This is a genomic window from Tenacibaculum sp. M341 (assembly GCF_004337695.1).
Lineage (GTDB): Bacteria > Bacteroidota > Bacteroidia > Flavobacteriales > Flavobacteriaceae > Polaribacter.
Window position 1 is genome coordinate 50,493 of record NZ_SJXJ01000018.1, and the last position, 19,207, is coordinate 69,699.

The 19,207-nt window shown below is 30.6% G+C and carries 9 protein-coding genes; 3 read left to right on the top strand and 6 right to left on the bottom strand.

Annotation, left to right across the window (positions count from 1 at the left end):
• Positions 1-83: 83 nt before the first annotated feature.
• The 3 genes from EYW44_RS17325 to EYW44_RS17335 all read left to right on the top strand — a co-directional run bounded on the left by EYW44_RS17325 (position 84) and on the right by EYW44_RS17335 (position 3,228).
• Complete coding sequence (locus EYW44_RS17325) at positions 84-1,400, top strand: DUF2268 domain-containing putative Zn-dependent protease (protein WP_132725536.1); 1,317 nt, start codon at positions 84-86, stop codon at positions 1,398-1,400.
• A 62-nt stretch (positions 1,401-1,462) separates the two neighbouring features.
• The gene (locus EYW44_RS17330) at positions 1,463-2,500 is read left to right on the top strand and encodes a sensor histidine kinase (protein ID WP_132725539.1); all 1,038 of its coding nucleotides are present in this window, start codon (positions 1,463-1,465) and stop codon (positions 2,498-2,500) included.
• The gene (locus tag EYW44_RS17335) at positions 2,497-3,228 is read left to right on the top strand and encodes a LytR/AlgR family response regulator transcription factor (protein WP_132725542.1); all 732 of its coding nucleotides are present in this window, start codon (positions 2,497-2,499) and stop codon (positions 3,226-3,228) included. Before EYW44_RS17330 ends, EYW44_RS17335 begins: the two co-directional genes overlap by 4 nt.
• A 275-nt stretch (positions 3,229-3,503) precedes the next feature.
• On the opposite strand, the gene EYW44_RS17340 is transcribed toward EYW44_RS17335, so the two are convergent.
• The 6 genes from EYW44_RS17340 to EYW44_RS17365 form a co-directional block, all read right to left on the bottom strand.
• Positions 3,504-3,716: a hypothetical protein gene (locus EYW44_RS17340; protein ID WP_132725544.1), complete on the bottom strand. Its 213-nt coding sequence runs from the start codon at positions 3,714-3,716 to the stop codon at positions 3,504-3,506.
• A 430-nt stretch (positions 3,717-4,146) separates the two neighbouring features.
• Complete coding sequence (locus EYW44_RS17345; protein WP_243643690.1) at positions 4,147-10,686, bottom strand: MG2 domain-containing protein; 6,540 nt, start codon at positions 10,684-10,686, stop codon at positions 4,147-4,149.
• 174 nt (positions 10,687-10,860) lie between these two features.
• Entirely contained in the window at positions 10,861-12,438 is a 1,578-nt protein-coding gene (locus EYW44_RS17350; RefSeq protein ID WP_132725547.1) for a hypothetical protein, read from the bottom strand.
• Between the two features lie 183 nt (positions 12,439-12,621).
• Complete coding sequence (locus EYW44_RS17355; protein ID WP_132725549.1) at positions 12,622-14,718, bottom strand: OmpA family protein; 2,097 nt, start codon at positions 14,716-14,718, stop codon at positions 12,622-12,624.
• Between the two features lie 10 nt (positions 14,719-14,728).
• Positions 14,729-15,679 carry a PorP/SprF family type IX secretion system membrane protein gene (locus EYW44_RS17360; protein ID WP_132725551.1) on the bottom strand — a complete coding sequence of 317 codons (951 nt, stop codon included), beginning with the start codon at positions 15,677-15,679 and terminating at the stop codon, positions 14,729-14,731.
• A 10-nt stretch (positions 15,680-15,689) separates the two neighbouring features.
• On the bottom strand, positions 15,690-19,106 hold the full coding sequence (locus tag EYW44_RS17365; RefSeq protein WP_132725553.1) for a gliding motility-associated C-terminal domain-containing protein: 3,417 nt from the start codon (positions 19,104-19,106) through the stop codon (positions 15,690-15,692).
• Positions 19,107-19,207 lie beyond the last annotated feature (101 nt).

Genomic DNA, 19,207 nt, shown 5'->3' on the forward strand with positions numbered 1-19,207 from the left:
TAAATAATATTCCGTTAGTCATAATTCTGTTTGAAAAGAATCAGTTTGAAAGTAGTTTTGAATTGAATTTAAATGCAAACAAAATGAAAAATAAACTGATACTACTAGTCTTTGTAGTAATAATAATAGTTAGCTGTAATATTAAAGAAAAAGAGAAAACAACTATTGTAACAGACGATATCACAAATTTTTGGAAAGCTTATGATGCCATACAAATAACACAGGATACAGTGTTACAGAAAGCGTATTTATCAACGCTTTTTTTTAATAAAGCAACCGATGGTTTGAAAGCCATTATGAAAACCAAGAATTATAAGGAACAAGATTATTATACAGCGATTAAAAAGTATCCTAAGTTTTGGGAATCAGTTAGAGAAAATACATTAAGAGCGAATGAATTTGGGAAAGAACTTGACGAAGGCGTTGAAAAATTAAAAGAAATATATCCGAAGTTAACACCAGCAAAAATCTACTTTACGATGAGTCCGTTAAGATCAAATGGAACAACCTTAAACGACCTAGTATTAATAGGAAGTGAATTAGCTATGACAGATGAAAACACTATTTCAGAAGAATTGCCAGAAATAATAAGAAAGAACCGACGATTTTTTTTTGATAGTAATCCGATTGAGAATTTAGTACAATTGAATGTGCACGAATATGTACATACACAACAAAAAATGGCAGAAGACTATTTATTGTCATACGTAATTAGAGAAGGTGTTGCTGAGTTTATATCAGTCATAGCATTGGGAAAACCTTCAACAGTACCCGCTATTGCTTATGGTGAAAAAAACAAGAGGGTACGAGAAAAGTTTGAGGAAGATATGTTTAAAGGAAATAATATAAATCAATGGTTATGGAGTGATGCTCCCAATGAATTTGGTGTGAGAGATCTAGGCTATTATATTGGTTATGCAATGTGTAAAAAATATTATGAACAATCAGAAAATAAAAGCGAAGCAATACAAGAATTAATAGAACTAGATTACAGCAACACAACAGCTATTGAAAATTTTGTAAATGTATCCGGATATTTTTCTGATACCTTAGAAAACTTATATCAGAAGTTTGAAAATTCTAGACCATTTGTTACAAACATACAGCCTTTTAAAAATAAAAATGAGGAGGTAGATTATAAGGTAAACAAACTGACTATTGAGTTTTCTGAACCAATGAATCAACAATATAGAAACTTCGATTTTGGTCCCTTAGGAAAAGAAGCAGCCATACAAATACAAAAAGTAATAGGTTTTTCAGAAGATGGTACTTCAATTACTGTTGAAATAGCACCCTTACAACCTAATAAAAGATATCAATTGGTGATTGGTACTCGTTTTAAAAGTTTGAAAAATATGCCTTTAAAAAGTTACTTGATAGATTTTAAAACTAATAAATAAGTTTTATAGATTTGTTTCAGATCAAATTATACGAAGATTTTAGTCGTAAATCGTATTGAATAATGAATTATTTCTTCTCAAAAAAAGCTATTCCCAATTATGTAGTATGGATCGTTACCATGTTGCCTGCTTATTTTATAAAATTTAGCGATTTAGGTAATAGTAAGGCTATTATTCATTATTTAACTGTAGAGTTGATTATTTGGTTTGTGTTAGGTGTAGTATTAACTGCCGGAATTCAGTTAGCAATAGAAAAACTAGCAACAAAGTATACGTTAAAAATTAGAATTATTTACTTGTTGCTATCCATGCTCATAGCATCTGTAGTTTTTTACATTATATTTTGGCCATTAATAGATGTTTCGTATGAGTATTTTATGCATAAGCAAAGTTATCATGGTTATTTTGCTACTCGAATTTTTAATTGGTTTAATTGGATTGTATGGTTTGTTAGTATTACTGCACTAGATTTATTTGAAGAGGTAAAGGCAAGTAAAATTAAAAATATAGCATTACAAGCAACTTTAAAAGACGCTCAATTAAATACCTTAAAGGGACAAATAAATCCTCATTTTATGTTTAATAGCCTAAATAATATAAGAGGATTAATGTTAGAAGATGTACCTAAAGCAAGATATATGCTAACAACATTATCTGAAACATTAAGATACGCATTGACACAGAATACCACCGATGCAATATCTTTAAGCGCAGAGTTAGACATGGTGAAAAAATATGTAGACTTGTGTAAAATTCAGTTTGAAGATAGACTAGAGTTTACATTGAATGCTGAAGAAGCAACTTTATCAAAAGAAATTCCGCCAATGCTTTTACAAATTTTAGTAGAAAATGCAATTAAACACGGAATAGCAAATTTAAAAAGTGGAGGAGTAGTAGCTATAAATACTGAAATAGAAGGTGGAGATTTATTAATAAAAGTGATCAATTCTGGAAAGTTAATAGCACCAGAAAATACTACTCAATTGGGAGTAAACAATGTTAAACAAAGATTAGATTTGCTTTATAATAACAAAGCTTCTTTCACTTTAAAACAAATTAAAGAAGAGGTAGTAGCAACCATTAAAATTCCTTTAAAATGAAAACAGTAAAAGTTGTTATTGTTGAAGACTCTCGTTTGGCAAGAAATGAGTTAAAAGAATTAATGAAAAGCCACAAACAATTAGTACTTGTAGGTGAAGCTGCGAATGTAGATGATGGTTTTGAGTTAATACAAAAAGAGCAACCAGATGTATTGTTCTTGGATATTAATATGCCTGAAAAAAATGGTTTTGAACTGTTAGAAATGTTAGACGAGGTACCCATAACTATTTTTACTACAGCATACGATGAATATGCAATACAGTCTTTTGAATACAATACACTTGATTATTTATTAAAACCTATTAGTGAAGAACGTTTTTCTGTTGCAGTACAAAAATTGATGAACAATTTAGAAAAAGAACAAACATCAGAAGAAAAGGAAGAGAAAGTATTCAATTTAGAGAAGCAAATTTTTATTAAAGACGGAGAAAAGTGTTGGCTGGTGAAAATTAAAAGCATCACAATGTTTGAGATTGTGGGCAACTATACACGCGTGTTTTTTGAAAATAACAAAACATTGATTTATAAATCGCTTACACAAATAGAAAACAAACTACCACAAGATGTTTTTTTTAGAGCAAATAGGCAGCAGATTATAAATATTAATCATGTAAAGAAAGTAGTTTCTTGGTTTAATGGAAAATTAAAAATAGAAATGATTTCTGGTGAGGAAGTTGAAATTTCTCGAAGACAATCTGCCGTTTTTAAAGAACAATTAAGTTTTTAGCCAAGGTTAGATTTTTAATAGATCTATATTTAGTATGAATGTCACTCCTCGCATAACGTGAATGTCACTCCCCGTATAATGTGAATGTCACTCCCCGTATAACGTGAATGTCACTCCCTGTATAACGTGAATGTCACTCCCTGTATAACGTGAATGTCACTCCCCGCATAACGTGAATGTTATTCTCCGTATAATGTGAATGTCATTAACAGCCTAATGCAAGTATTACTATAAAACAAAGAATTTATGACAGTTTTAAATAAAAAGAGGAGAGATTAAACTTCTGAAACATTATTCTTAATACTTTTAAAGAATAAGATATATGGAGCGAATAACATAACAAATAAAGGGATAACACTTATAGATACACCAGCTTGAGATGAAGCTACAGAAGTTCCTATTGCAATACCATTTAAAAATAAACATACTGCAATAAGAGATACTGCTTTAGAGTTGAATATTAAGTTTCCGATTTTTAAAGATTTCATATTGCTTTATTATAATTTAGATGCTAATAAGTAGTCAGTTTTAAATTTTTGTTACAAATTATTTATTAGTAAGCTGAGTTGGAGTTTAAAAATATTGATTTAAGTCGCTGTTGTCTCTTCCAGCAAAGTCGAGAACTTGTTTAAAGTTATGAATACAGTTTATAGAATGTATTAAAACTATGATCTTTTAATGTTAGAATTACAGAGTATTATTAGAAATTCAAAATAGTAAGATCTCGACTGCGTTCGATCGGACAGATTTATAAATGATAAAAATAACATCTAAGATTAATCATACTTAGGTTAATGGTAATTTGATTTTTAGAGTCTAGAGTTCAATTGATAAACTTTTAATCTTTTGAAGATTAGTAAAGAGTATTAAGTATTAATACAAGAACTTCTAGCTACCACCTTCAGACTTCTAACTAAATTATTTAACAATAACCCTCACACCTTCAGAATGACTACTAAATTCAGGCGCATACATACTTTGAATAGAGGTAATACCATTACTAAAACTTCCTTTATTATTTACTCTAACATCGTACTCAAAAACATAAGTGCCTTTAGCTAAACGATTAAAAAAGAAATGAGTAGCAGCATCTTTAGTACTCTGATAATAACCTAAACCATCTTGCCATTTATATTTAGAAAGCACATCTACAGGCTCAAAAGCCGAAGCTCGCATGTCTTTCATATGAATAAACTCCATAGTTCTATCTGCACGTAACTCAATTCGAACTGTAACCAAATCACCAACGGCTAAATTTTCATTAGAAACAGCGATCAGTTTTTTACCAGTATCAGCATTCACCTTTTTAAATAATTGTTTAGTTAGCTGTAACGGAGTTTTAGCTGAAGTAATTTTATCTAAATCTTCAAAATATTGCCAATACAATCCGCCCCAAGCAATACCTTCATCTTTTTTAGTAAGCGTAACATTAGCCATTGAAGGTTTTATGTTATTACCACTCCATGAAGTTTTAAAATACCCAGTGCCCGCCTCAACTTTAGTGTTTTCTATTTTCTTCGGATCTAATGTGGTATCTCCAATTTTTACAGTAACTATCTCGGTTGAAGAAATCCAATTGGTTCCTTGTAACAATAAAGCATATACAGCGTCAGAAGTAGCCTTTGTGGTTTTCCATCTACTAACTTGTTTATTCTTTAACAACCATATTTTTAAGTTATCTATAGTTTTAGTGTCTTTAGAAACTTCAGAAAAAGCTTCAATTAATAAAGCTTGAGTTTCAATTGGGGCTTGATGCCAATACCAACCTGATTTATTTTCTTTCCAATACATTCCTAATTCCTCAGAAGTAATACTATTCTCTTCTAAAGACTTTAGTATTTTGTTAGCTATTGTAGTATTCGTATTTCTAAAAGAAGTCAATGCAATTTGACCTTTAGCATACAAATTAAAATCGTTCCAAAACATTTCAGCTTGCTTAGTATAATACGTTACAGCTTTTTGAACACGATCATTCATAGTAATATCTTTAAAGAAACTACGCATGTATAAGTATTGAATTTGTGTATAACCAATCTGTTTTTTCTGTAAAAAGGCATCTGCTTCTTTCTTTCCTTTTTGCTTACGGATTTTTTCAGCTTGTTTTAACAATCGCTTGTAGGTATCTTCAAACTCTTCATCTAAAAAACGAACGGTTTTAGGAAGCATTACTTCGGTAGTTTTATCAAACTTTTCTATGCCTAATTTTCTTAAATGACCAAAACCTGTAGCAATATGATTTGTGATATGAATGCTAGGATAGCGTCCACCTTTAAACCAAGGGAAACCACCTTCAGGCATTTGCATGTTCTTTAATTTTTGAATTGTTTTATGTTGTTCGTTTTTCATTTTATTTAAATCGAATAACAAAGCAATACGTTTCTTTTGTTCACTTTCAGATTGTGCATCGCGTAACCAAGGAGTTTCTTGGATAATCAAAGATTTTAATTCCTCGTTTTTTTCTAAATTACTAATTAAAGCGTCGCTAGTTTTCCACTGATTAAATACATTTTGAATTCGTGGATTTGAATTGGCTATAAAACTAGCTAAGGTATTGGCATAATAACGTGCAAAAGTTTGCTCGGCACATTCATGTGGATATTCCATTAAATAAGGAAGTGCTTGTACTGCATACCAAGCAGGATTTGAAGTAACTTCTAAGCTTAACTTATGATGCTTTAAAGTATTAGAGGTATTATTTTTTAATTTATTTAATGTAAATGTTTTTGATTGGTTTGAACGTACCCACATTGGTAACGTTTCTGTAACTAACATTCTGTTAGATAATACTGGTAGTACACTTTGTTCACCATCAGAAAAATCACCCGCTTTGGCAATTATTTTATATTGAATAGCTTGCGCAGTATCGGAAACATTTAACTTCCAAGATACATTGGTGTTTCCATCTTTATCAACACTAAAAGATTTTGTAATGTCATCAGAAAATAGGTTACTGAGCGGAGCCGAAGTAACAGCATCTGTTAATACCAATTGGCAAACTCCTACTAATTTTCGATCACTTAAATTACTAATTTTTGCACTTAAGGTAATTACATCACCTTCACGTAAAAAGCGAGGTGCATTTGGTATTACCATTAATTCTTTTTGCGTAACGGTAGAAAATGATTTTACAGCAGCATGTAATTCTTTTGTATGTGCTAATAATTGTAAACTCCATCTTGTTAAGGCTTCTGGAGCAGTAAAAGAAAAAGAAACATTTCCGTTAGCATCAGTGGTTAAATGTGGATAAAAGAAAGCAGTTTCTTGCAGGTTTTTACGTACAGGTATAGCTTTTAAACCAGTACCTGTGGTGATTATTATAACACCGTCTTTTGCACGTGATCCATATATAGCCATTGCTTTTGCTCCTTTTAAAACTTCAAGAGTAAGAATGTCTTTTTCGTTAATATTAGAAATGTCATCTACTATTTTTCCGTCTACCACATATAATGGTTGTTCACCAGTGGTTACACTTTCGGCTCCACGAATTTGAATATTTTCAGGTGATCCTGGTGCAGCATAAGTCAAATTACTTGCATCATCTTCAGATTCTACCATTACATCAGCAGCTCTACCTTCAAGTTTAGAGTGTATTTTATTAGTAGCGCTTCCTGTATATGCTCGTTTTCTTTTGGTAGCATACCCAGCTACTACAACTTCATCTAATGTATTAGCTTCTTCTAAAGTGATTAATATATTAGAAAAATCACCTACAGTTTTCTCTACAGTTTTATAACCTACAAAGCTAAAAACGACGACATCGCCTTTATTAACTTTTAAACTAAACCTACCATTAAAGTCTGTTTCGGTACCAAAAACTGTTCCTTTAATAATTACGGTTGCACCTGGTAATGGACCACTTTCATCTTCAATAATACCTGAAATTACGCCACCAAAATTCGTTTTTTGAACAATCAGGTTCCTTACATAGCTTTTTTGTGCCCATTGTTGATTATAGAAATCAAATCCAAACCAATTTAATTCATCATAGCCAAGGGATAGGAGAGGAACAGCTCTATTCTGAGAGGTGCTATTAAAATGAAAACGAGCATCAGTAAAACTAATATAAGCGTTGGTGTTATTATACAAATTATAGCTAGGTTTTTGTATTGGATTAAATCGCCATTGATGTTTTTTAAACTGATCTAAAGAAGTATCGTACATACCAGCTAATAATTCGGCAGTAACTTTATCCTTTTGACTACCTTTAACTGTAAAACTCCACGTTTCATTAGCGCCAGGTTGTAATTTGTCCCTAAAAGTATTCGTAGTAATTTCTAAGTCGGTTGAAGGATAGGGAACATTGATTACTAAAGAACCATTTTCAAAATCGTTGTAATTCACAAAATGATAACGAATTCCAAATCCGCCAACATCTTCGCTTGTTACGGGTACTTTAATTGTTTTACTATTTTTATTTAATTGGATGTAATGAGAAGCAATTAGTTTGTGTTTCTTTTCAACAAAAACCATCATGGTTATAGCTTCAGAATTACTGCTAAAAGTAATTTCGGCGGTGTCATTTACATTGTAAGTATCTTTATTTGTAGTTACCGTAAACAACTTATTATCGGCAGGAAGTTTATCTTTTTCAGAAAAAAGAGAAAAGTATTTTTTATCTGTTACCTTTTGATTGAATTTATCTTGAGAAGTAAGCTCTATGATATACTTACCAGAAGTCCATTTTTTAAGATTAGGTAATTCAATTTCTTTGGAGGTATTGGTATTAAAATCACTAGAAAATACTTTTTCACCCTTTTTCCATTGTAACGGATTGTCTTCATTTTTATAAGCTTCATTAGGAAACTTTTCGTTGAATTCATCCTCAGAAATTGTTTGATAATATGGAGCAGCCCACGGACGTTTGCGCAAAGGCTTTTTAGGAGCGACTAATTTATAAATTGAAACTTCTCCAGAAGCAGCTGTAAATTCGCCATTTAAATTTTGAGTATCTATAGTTACAATTTGCTTTTTAATTGCTTTGTTAATGTTTTCACTCACCGCAACAGTAGCTAATAAACTGTGATATCCTACTTTTACCAATGAAGTAGCACTTCTGGTTTCTCCATTAATATCAGTTACATCAGCAGTAACTTCATAAGTGAAAACAGGTAGATTTTCTTTGTTAGCACTTTCATCTCGTAATGCTTTAAAAGTAATTTCAAAGTCTCCCTTATTATTTGTAGTAGTTTCTCCATTAATAATTTCTTGAGGAGAACTGTTTAAATACGGACGATACCAATAACACCAACTTGGATACTGTATTTTTCTATGAACTCTGTATACAACCTTTCCATCTGTAATAGCACTACCTGCAAAAGCTTTTGCATTTCCATTCACTTTTATTTCATCATTCACACGGTAGGTTTCTGTAACTGGCTTAAAAGTAGTTTCAAATTTAGGGCGCTTGTATTCTTCTACAGATATAGATTGTTGACCTTTTCTATCTTTAACAGATACTTCAATAGTAAAATTACCCGTTAATCCTGAATTTGGTATGATGAATTCCCCTGAAAAGGAACCATATTCATTAGTCGTTAATTCAAGTTTTTTAACTTCTTGATAGTTGACATCTCTTAAAATAACAGTGGCTTTTTTATTACTAATAACTTTTGTTTCTTTTTTAAAGGCTTCCATAGAAATTCCTTTAAAATAAACAGTTTGACCAGGTCTATAAATACTTCTATCAGTAAATAAAAAAGTACGGATTTGTTTGTTTGGTCGCTCGTTGTAATCGTCTTGTTTTCTTAAATAATAATTACCAAAAGAAGCATTATCATTTTTATAATTAACAAAAGCTTTTACATTGTCATAGTAAGTATTTGGATTGTAACTAAACTCTCCGTTTTTATCGGTTGTAAAGGTTTTATTAATAGATTTTCTATATCTACGGTTACTCTTATTAGAAAAACGAACATTAGCACCTGTTAAAGGTGTTCCTGTAACTCTATCAAGTAACTGGTAAATGCTCTTTCCATCTTCATTTCTGGTAATTAAACTTAGGTTGGTAACCTGTATAAAACAAGTTCCGTAAATAGTGTTATCAGATAAAGATTCATTATTAGCGGTAACAATTAAATATTGACCTTGAGAAAGTTTAGGAAGTATAACTTCGGTACTATGGTTTAAATAATCGAATTCATTTGGTAATGTTGAATTCCAGTTGTTTACCTTTTTAAGTTTTTGAATGAAAGCCTTTTTCTCTTTGAGTTTATATAAATTTTTGAATGAAGTTTTTTGTTGCTGATCTATTTGATATACTGAAAAATAAAGAGTTTTTATATTGTTAAAATTGATTAACAGTCTAGAGTACGAATCAATAGGAATGTATTTTTCTGAGGTAATTTTAATTTGTTTTTCTTTAATTTTTTCGGTAAGTACTTTACATTCTTTAGCAGCTCTACTTTCAGGAAATTGTTTGATTACTTTTTCGCATAACTCTAAAGCTTCTTTATTTTTAAAACGGTATTGTTTGTTGGTTTCGTTGGAATATTTTCTGGCTTGAGAATGATACACTTTTGCAATTTTAAAAGTATACAATCCGCTTACTGCTTGCTTGGTGTAATTGTTTTCTGATGTTTTTAATGTTTCTAAAAAAACAGCTTGTTTATCTTTAAAGGTAGCATTTTTATGCACAAAATCTAAACGTTCTAAATCTACATTAACTAATGCTTCGGTATTTCCTTTTTCATAATGAAAGTCTATTAATTCTTGATGAATTTTTAGTGCATTGAATTGTAGAGATAAAGTATCTTTTGTTTGTATGTTTAATTTAGAAAAGAAAACAGCATCACAAAGTAAGTCTGAATTATCTATTTTAAATTGATAGTTAGGTTTTGTAATACTTGTTTCATCAGTTTTATAAAACGTTAATGCATTGTGTGCTAAAAAATCATAAAGAGTAGGACGATATTTTTTAGAACCTTTAACAGTATTTAGTATGTCAGAAAATTTATGGATATCTGTTTTTTGTAGTGTTTCTTTATCTGTAAGTGAGTTTTGATAATGTGTATGTATTTCAGTAAACAATGTTTCCAAATCCCAAGTTCTAAAATCTGTTTCATCAACTTTTGAATTGGTTTTAGTTCTGTTATAAAACTTCCAACGATGTTGATTAAAGTACTGCCAGTATAAGTTTGCTAAAATGTTTTCTAATACATTTTTTGTTGGCGTATTGTTGGTTTGTATGTGCTTTTTAAATTCGTTAATTACCTTTAATTGTGCATCTTCTTCAATAATTAGAGCAAATTTACTTTTGAAAAGAAGTGTTTTAATTAACTGAGGACTGTTATTTTCTTTTATAGCTTTACCATAAATTTCTTCTACAACCTTTAAAGCTGATTTAGGAAGGTCTTCTTTTTCAAATTGACTTACTTTTTCCCATAAACTTTCATAGTTGTTTTGAGCTTTTATAGAGGTTGAGAATAATACTAACATTGTGAATACAAACAGTTTTTTCATGATGTAAATTTTATCTGGCTGAAAGATACTTTACTTACTACAATATAAGAAAGTTTAAATAAGTAAAAAGGTGTTTTCAGTATGTTAACGTGTTGTTTTAATTAGTTTGTTTAATAGCTGTAAACAAAAAACGAGCCATTGGCTCGTTTTTGTATTTTATGAATTGTTTTATAATTACTTGTTTAGTAATTTTTGAACTAAAACTTTTAACTCAGCTATTTCTTTTTCTTGCTTTTCTATTTTAGCATTTTGTTTTTTTAATGCTTTAATTTCTTTTTGCTGCTGAATGGTGTATAAAGTTAACTCTTCTATTTTTTGAAGTAATTTACTATCCATTTCACCTAAAAAGATTCCATTTTTTTCAACTTCTTTAGCACTAGGAATATCTTTCAAATGTCCGTTTTCTGCAATATGATTTTCAACTTCGTCTAAAGTTGGTAGTTTGTAATTATCGTAAAAAACAAAGTCTGACCATCCATCTAAAGAAACTTTTATTTCTTTGGTTTTAATTTTACCGTTTACAGCTAGTTTCCATTCACCAGGTGTTACAGTTCCTATACCAACGTTACCATTAGCACCCTCTAAAAATAAAACAGATTTCATACCTTTTCCAGCAACATTAGATTGAAAGTTGTAATCACCACCACCAGATGTATTTCTTAAAAGAAGTTGCTTGTTTTCATTTACTCGCATGAAAAAGCTTTCTGCACCATCTTTTCTTTTAAAACCGATTTGACTTACTCCTTCTGTATAACCAATAGATAATTTAGAAAGAGGTTTTAGTGTTCCTATTCCCAAATTACCGTTATTTTCAAAAGTAAAACGTACATTTTTGTTTGGTTCATAAATTCCGCTAGATAATCTTAAAATTGGTTTCGTTTCGTCTGTAGAAACTTGATTTATGTATACCGCAGCACCACCACCAACACGTGTGAAATGATTAAAATCAGTATTAGAATTTTTAGTTTTTATAGCTTTTGATACAATACCACCTTCTACATCAAGTTTTGCTTTAGGATTAGTTGTACCAATTCCTACTTTAAAATCATTGATTCTCATAACAGACGAACCATTATGATCGGTAAAGTTAAAACCTCCGTCAGGATTGCTTTGTCCTTCTCCCATAGAGTTTTTAAAACGAATCATTCTGCTAACTCCACCTGAAGAATATTCTTCGATTGTTCGATCTTTCCAACTCCAATAAAGTTTTCCTTCCCTAGCTAATCTAAGGTTCCCGTTTATATCCAATTTTTCGGTAGGAGTAGTTGTATTGATACCAATATTACCATTAGCACCTTCCATGAACAAAACAGATTTCATGCCTTTTCCAGCAACATTAGATTGAAAATTATAATCACCACCACCAGATGTATTTCTTAAAAGAAGTTGATTGTTTTCATTTACTTGCATGAAAAAGCTTTCCGCACCATCTTTTCTTTTAAAACCGATTTGGCTTACACCTTCTGTATAACCAATAGATAATTTAGAAAGAGGTTTTAGTGTTCCAATCCCTACATAACCATTGTTCTCAACAGTAAAACGTACATTTTTATTTGGTTCATAAATTCCGCTAGATAGTCTTAAAATTGGAAAACTACTGTCAGAAGAAATTTGATTGATATAAACAGCAGCACCACCACCAACACGTGTTAAATGATTAAAATCGGTATTAGTATCAGGTGTCTTAAATGATTGAGCATTGATTCCTAGAGAAAAACTAGCTAGAGCTATAAAAGCAATTTTGATTTTCATAATAATTATTGTTTTAAAAAAGTATATAGAGTAAAGCAATGAAAGAATTAAATCATAGCTTTTTAGGGCAAATTTATAAATAATAATTGATTAAAGAATAGTTTGTAAACACTAAAGGCAAAATAAACTCAATATTTATTTTGCCTTTGATTTGTGTTATTTATCTTTAAAAGAATTGAAGAGTTACAACAGCTTTTTAACTACAAATTCACAACGTCTATTAATTTCGTGTTGTTCTTCTGTACAAGCATCTTCAGTTTTACATTTAATTAATGGTTGAGTTTCTCCGTAGCCAATAGCCGTAATTCTATCAGGTTCTATACCATTTTCTAAAAAGTACATGCGCACAGAAGTAGCTCTTTTTTGAGAAAGCTCTAAGTTATAACGATTGTTTCCTCTAATATCTGAGTGAGTTCCAACTTCAACAACCATATCAGGATATTTTTTCATTAAGGTAATTACTTTGTCAATAGCTTTTTTACTATCTCTTCGTAAATACCATAACTTATAATCGAAGTTAATTTCATCGGTTTTAACAATTACTTTTCCTTTCTCCTTTTCTATATCCTCTTCATCTGCAATTATCTTTTCTTTCTTTTTAGCAATGGTAACTTTTAGTGCTTCTTGCTCTTTTAACTTTTGCTCTTGTTCCTTTTTTTGTTGTAAAGCTAAAGCTTCTCGTTCTTTCAATTTTTTTAATTCTAAGGCTTTTTGTTCTTCTTCGGCTATAATGGCTAAAGATTTTAATTCCATAGAAGCGTCGTTATTTTTATTACGCTCTTTTTTAACAATAACCGTTTTTTGTTCTTTGGTATATCCTTCTTTTGATGCTTTTACTACATAAGTAACTTTACAGGCTACAGTGAATTTAAAATCACCATTATCATTTGTTGTATGTTTATTAAGAACTTTACCATTGGCATCAGTAAGTACCACTAAAGTATTAGGTAATAAAACACCAGAATCTATATCAGTAATTGTACCCGAGATAAACTGTTGGCATTTTTGAATTTTTAAAGGTCTTTCTTCAAATATTTTATAAATATCGTCACTACCTTTTCCTCCAGTTCTATTAGAAGCGAAAAAACCTTCTTTGGTAGTGGGATTTATGTTAAATGAAAAATCATCATAACCAGAATTTACAGGAAAACCAACATTATCTGGCTTAGAAAAACTATTTTTTGAAATAGTACTCACAAAAACGTCAAGCGAACCAAAGCTTGGATGCCCATCTGATGAAAAATAGAATTTATTGTCATTACTAACAAAAGGAAATTGCTCTCTATTTTCTGTGTTAATAGTTGGACCTAAATTTTTAGGCTCTCCAAAATTTCCGTCGTTATAAATTTCTACAGCATATAAATCAAAAGAACCAAATCCGTTAGGCATATCAGAAGCAAAGTATAATGTTTTTTCATCTACACTTAACGCAGGATGCTCTGTTGAATATTCATTAGAATTAAAAGGTAGCGGTTGAATGTTTTGCCATTTACCATCAACTAATTCAGCTTTGTATAATTGAATGTGAGTTACTTTTTTGTTGTCTGTTTTTCTTTTTCCTTTTTCTGAATTATTTCTGTTGAAATAAGCTGTTTTACCATCTTTGGTAAAAACAATATTGGATTCGTGTAATTTAGAGTTGATGTTTTTAGAAAAAGATGTAACGACACTATCATTTAAATAAATATTGTTGATGTGAGTTTGATAAATATCTAAATAATGCTGACCATTCCAACCAAAACTTTTGCCATATTGTTCTTTTCTAGGAGCAGAAAAAATAAAAGTATCTCCTTGTCTAATCGCACCAAACTCAGATTCAGGAGTGTTAATTCCTAAATTTTCAATAGTAAAACGATTACCCAATGCCTGAATATCTTCTAAGTATTCTATTTCTTCGATTAAACTTGGTAGTTTTTCTTTATTCTTTTTCTTGTAATAGTTTCGTAATAAATTATGAGCATTTTTGTACTTTCCAAGTGCTTTTAAGGTATTAGCATACTTTATGTAATAACTTTCATCTACATATTTACTGTAGTTTTTTAAAAGGTATTTATAATTTACCGCAGCTTTTCCCATGTTATTAGTGTAGTAATATGAGTCCGCTAAGTTTTTAACAGCATCTATGCCTTCACCGTCTTTTAAAGCTTTTTCATATAAAGGAATAGCTTCTGCATAAAATGTTCTTTCAAAATATTTATTAGCTCTTTTCAAATTATGATTTTGAGCCTGTATTGTTAAAATTGAAATTAGTGTGAATAATACGATGGTAATTTTTTTCATAATCCGTTTTTTAGAAGAATCTTGGTGATTTATCGTATCCTTTTTGTAAACCTAAAGTGTCAAAATCAAATAACACCATAATTTCGTGTGTACCAGAATTAAAGTTACTAAGATTGGTAGTAGTGAAATCAAAAGCATATCCGATTCGTAATGAATCAAAAGCTTTTACATTAAACATAGCACTAAAAGAATCATTTAATCTGTAAGACAAACCTCCTTCAAAGCGATTATTGAATAATACATTTAAAGAAGTATCTAATACTATAGGAGAACCTTTTACAGCTTTCATCATAAATGAAGGTTTTAGTTTTACTACATCACTCATTTTAAAAACGTATCCACCGTTTACAAATAAGTGTAACTCTTCGCCACCTAAACTGTTTAAACCGTTACGTTCTTCTATGTGTTGAGACCTTAATAAATTAGGCACTGCTACACCTAAATAATAGTTTTCAGTAAAGTAAAATGCTCCTGTACCAAAATTGGGTAAGGTTTTATTTTGATTAACGAAAGCTAGATCATTAGGTACAAATCCTGTTAAAATATCTTCATCAGGGAATCTAAAATTATTAAAGTTGGTATTAAAATTAGTAACACCAGCTTTTAAACCTAATGATAATTTATGTCCTTCTGCTAATTTTAACACATATGCAAAATCAGCATAAATATTATTTTCTTTTAAAACTCCATCACCAATATCATCAGTAACTATCGAAAGTCCTACTTCTATTTTATTACTTAAAGGAGCATGGACAAAGAAATTATAGGTTTTTGGAGAACCTACAGCAGAAGACCATTGAGTTCTGTGCATAGCACCAAAATTAATAACTCCTAATTCGTTTGTGGCATAGGCAGGGTTTACAACACTTTGATTGTACATATACTGCGTATACTGAGGATCTTGTTGTCCGAAAACTGAACTAACAACATTTATAAATATGATTAAGAATACTTTTTTCATGAATTTTTAATTATTTGCTTAGATAAATACGACCTTGTTTAGGTTTTAATACACCATCATTATATCTAAGAATATAAAAATATACACCGCTGGTTACTTCTGATCCAGTAGAACTTTGTCCATTCCATTTAGGATTATTGATGTCACCTTTAAATAAAGATTGACCATATCTGTTAAAAATCTCTAATTCGTACTTCGGATAGAAATATTGAATATTAGGGATGTAATATTGGTCATTGGTTCCATCATCATTAGGTGAGAATCCATCTGGAATAAAGAAGTCATATTTATCAGGATCGCATACAGAAGTATTAAAAACGATTTCAGTTCTATTTCCTTCACAATTTGTTGTTGGATATACATAGGCAACAAAGTAAGAAACTCCTTCTTCTATAATATCTGCGTTACTCAATTCATCTCCATCAGTAGCCGCATCAAACCAAATCAATTCGAAACTACTACTTACAGGTGTAATATCAGTTTCTAAATCAAGTAAGGTTAACTCTTCTAAAGCACAGAAAGATATATTTCCATTGTAGACAGGTGTTGGAGGATTGATAACAATCGCACTAAATTCAAGTCTTATATGGTGTTCACAACCATCTATACTTTGTACAGCAAAATAACTATCCCCTCCAATAACAGGAGTACTGTCTGGTAAAATATTTCCACCAGTAGCCGCATCATACCAAATTAAATCGCCAGTACTAATGGTAGTATCAAAATCTGCAAGTGTAAGATTGGTTACGTTACAAAAAGTTGGATTGGTATCTGAAGATGTAACTAGTTCTGTAGTTATAACTCTTACTGTTACTATTGCTCTATTACTTTCACAGGTATTGGTTGGATCTTTAGTAGTTACAAAATAACTAGTTCCATCTGTAAGAACTGTATTAGTGTTTAGTGGTGTAGTAGTGGTGTTATCTGCATACCAAGTAAGATTGGTTCCTTCATCTACTACAATATCTGCTATTGTAGGTTGGTTGGGGTGAAAATCAGATACACAAAAAGTTTGATTTGGGTTTACCACCAAATTAGGAGGAGTAATTACTGTTGCGATAAATTCTAATCGTGTATGATGTTCGCATCCGCCAATATTTTGAACGGCAAAATAGCTTCTTCCATCTTCAACTTCAGTTGTATCTGGCAGTATATTTCCACCAGTAGCTGCATCGTACCAAATTAAATCACCAGCAGTAACAGTGGCATCAAAATTAGCTAGTGTAATTGTAGTGATATTACAAAAAGTTGGATTTCTATCACTAGAATTTACAATATCAGTAGTTGTTAATTGTATGTTTACAACGGCTCTTGCTGAACTTTCACAACTATTTACAGGATCGCTAGCCGTTACATAATAGTTTGTGTTATTTGTTAAAATAGTAGTTGTAGCAAGTGGAGTAGTAGTTGTTAAGTCTGCATACCAAGTTAAATTAGCACCTGTAGTTACTACAATATCTGCTACTGTAGGCTGGTTAGGATGAAAGTTAGCTAAACAAAAAGTTTGAGTAGCATCTAATGTTGGCATATCTGGAATTCCTCCGATGGAAAAATTGTCTCTAACTTCAAAATTACGTTGAACTCTACAAGGATTGGTATCATTTTGAGTACTTTTTAAAATGATTTCATAATCACCTTCATCTAAACTAGCAATGTCTACATTTAAAACAGTAGTAAGACTGTTAGTAACAATAGGAAAATCAATAACAAATGTTGTGTCTCCAATTTTTCTAACCTGATAAGTAATAGTGTAATTACCATCACCAAGTAGAGGAGCATCAATAGAAGCTTCTACTTTTGTTGCATCACAAGAATTATCAATTAAAACTTCCAATTCGATATCTTCAGGAATTAAAGAAGCAGTAAAATTAAAATCGGAACAATTTAAGCCAATATCATCTGGATCTGTAATTCGTATGTTAAAATTTGTTGCATTTCCTGGGAATATAGAAATATCAATAGGTATTTCTGCATAACCATCGGTAAAAGAAATCATTTGATTTTCAATATTACGAGGAATACCGTTTGTTAAATCCTCAATGGTATAATCGATATTTATAGTTTCGTTAGAAAGCATTCCTGCGCTATTATAAAAATCACTAATTTCTAAAATAGCTTCATTGCCAGTAAAACAATTCGTATCAATATTATAGTTGATTTTATTATAAACAAAAGTATCGTCTGCAATATCTAAGGTATTACAAATAATACCATTTATATTAGTGATTTCTTTTACTGTTATATAGTATGAACCAGGAGTGAGTAAAGGATTTGGATCAACTGAAAAAATAAAATTATCTTCAAAATCAGGAAAAGTAGGATTTACTCTAATAAAGTTTGTATCTGTATATGCTAATGCATCGGTTACCGTATTTCGTATTTCATATTCTAAATCGAAATTAAAAGGGATAGCATCTGAACTAGTAAAATCAATTTGTATAGTTAAAGGCTCAGTATCACAAACATTTTGAACATTAAATGTTCCTGAGACTTTAGGTAGTGAAACTCTTACTATGGTAGACTCTTCTTCACATACGGGAGATTTTGGAAAAACAGTGTATTCAAAATCGTAGTTTCCATTTCCTCTAGTGTTAAAAATTTCTTGAATATTAATAGTAGAATCTGTTATACCAGTAATTTGACCAGTTGCATTTATATCTGTCCATATACCATCTGCATCTTCACCAATTAAATAATCGTTTAAATTAACATCTGTGTAAATAGATAAATCCTCAGTATCACATAAAATAAGATCAATACCAACACCAGGTTCAGGTGATCTGTGTACTTCTAGTTTAACAGTTGCAGATTCTGAAGGGCAAGTTTCAACTTCTTTAGTGGTGTAAATAAAGGTATAAGTACCTTCTCCTGCTACTTCTGCATTAAAAAATTGATCAGTTAAAAGTCCTGTTCTAGTAGTTGGGTCTTCGGTCCATTTACCATTGGTATCTACATTTAAACCAGGTAAGTCATTATCTAAAAAAGCAAATAAATTTACAGCAGGATTGTCACTACATGCATTAGCTCCTCCATCAACATTATCTTCACCTTGATAACCTCCTAAAAAAACAGTTACCGTAGCACTTTCTCCACAAGCAGTATTTGTATATGTAAATAGGTGTTCGCCAGCTCTGTTAATACTCCATAAATTTACTTCTCCTGTAGTTGTATTTAAAGCAAAGTTATTAGCAGGGTTAGCACTAGTCCATTCACCACCAGCTATTGGGGTACCCGATAGTTGGCTAAAAAGGTCATAGGTTTGTAAGCCTGTATTAGTTTCTTTATCACAAATAATAACACTATTGTCAGTACCTGCACATTGGGATAAACTTGTCCAAATATTGAACAGGGTAAAGATGAAAAGAATAAAGGATTTCTGTAATGAATGTTTTTTATTCTGAGATTTGCAATTTGGTGAGTCGATCATGGTTGTAACGTAAAATGTTTCTCAACAATTTTTCAATGTTTTTCTTTGTACAAAAGTAACATATTTATTTAATTTTCAATTTCTTTTAAAAAGTACTAGCT

Bases quoted from the DNA above. Each gene is read 5' to 3' on its own strand.
- EYW44_RS17345 (WP_243643690.1), bottom strand. From the start codon at position 10,686: ATGAAAAAACTGTTTGTATTCACAATGTTAGTATTATTCTCAACCTCT.
- EYW44_RS17330 (WP_132725539.1), top strand. From the start codon at position 1,463: ATGAATTATTTCTTCTCAAAAAAAGCTATTCCCAATTATGTAGTATGG.
- EYW44_RS17350 (WP_132725547.1), bottom strand. From the start codon at position 12,438: ATGAAAATCAAAATTGCTTTTATAGCTCTAGCTAGTTTTTCTCTAGGA.
- EYW44_RS17360 (WP_132725551.1), bottom strand. From the start codon at position 15,679: ATGAAAAAAGTATTCTTAATCATATTTATAAATGTTGTTAGTTCAGTT.
- EYW44_RS17335 (WP_132725542.1), top strand. From the start codon at position 2,497: ATGAAAACAGTAAAAGTTGTTATTGTTGAAGACTCTCGTTTGGCAAGA.
- EYW44_RS17325 (WP_132725536.1), top strand. From the start codon at position 84: ATGAAAAATAAACTGATACTACTAGTCTTTGTAGTAATAATAATAGTT.
- EYW44_RS17340 (WP_132725544.1), bottom strand. From the start codon at position 3,716: ATGAAATCTTTAAAAATCGGAAACTTAATATTCAACTCTAAAGCAGTA.
- EYW44_RS17365 (WP_132725553.1), bottom strand. From the start codon at position 19,106: ATGATCGACTCACCAAATTGCAAATCTCAGAATAAAAAACATTCATTA.
- EYW44_RS17355 (WP_132725549.1), bottom strand. From the start codon at position 14,718: ATGAAAAAAATTACCATCGTATTATTCACACTAATTTCAATTTTAACA.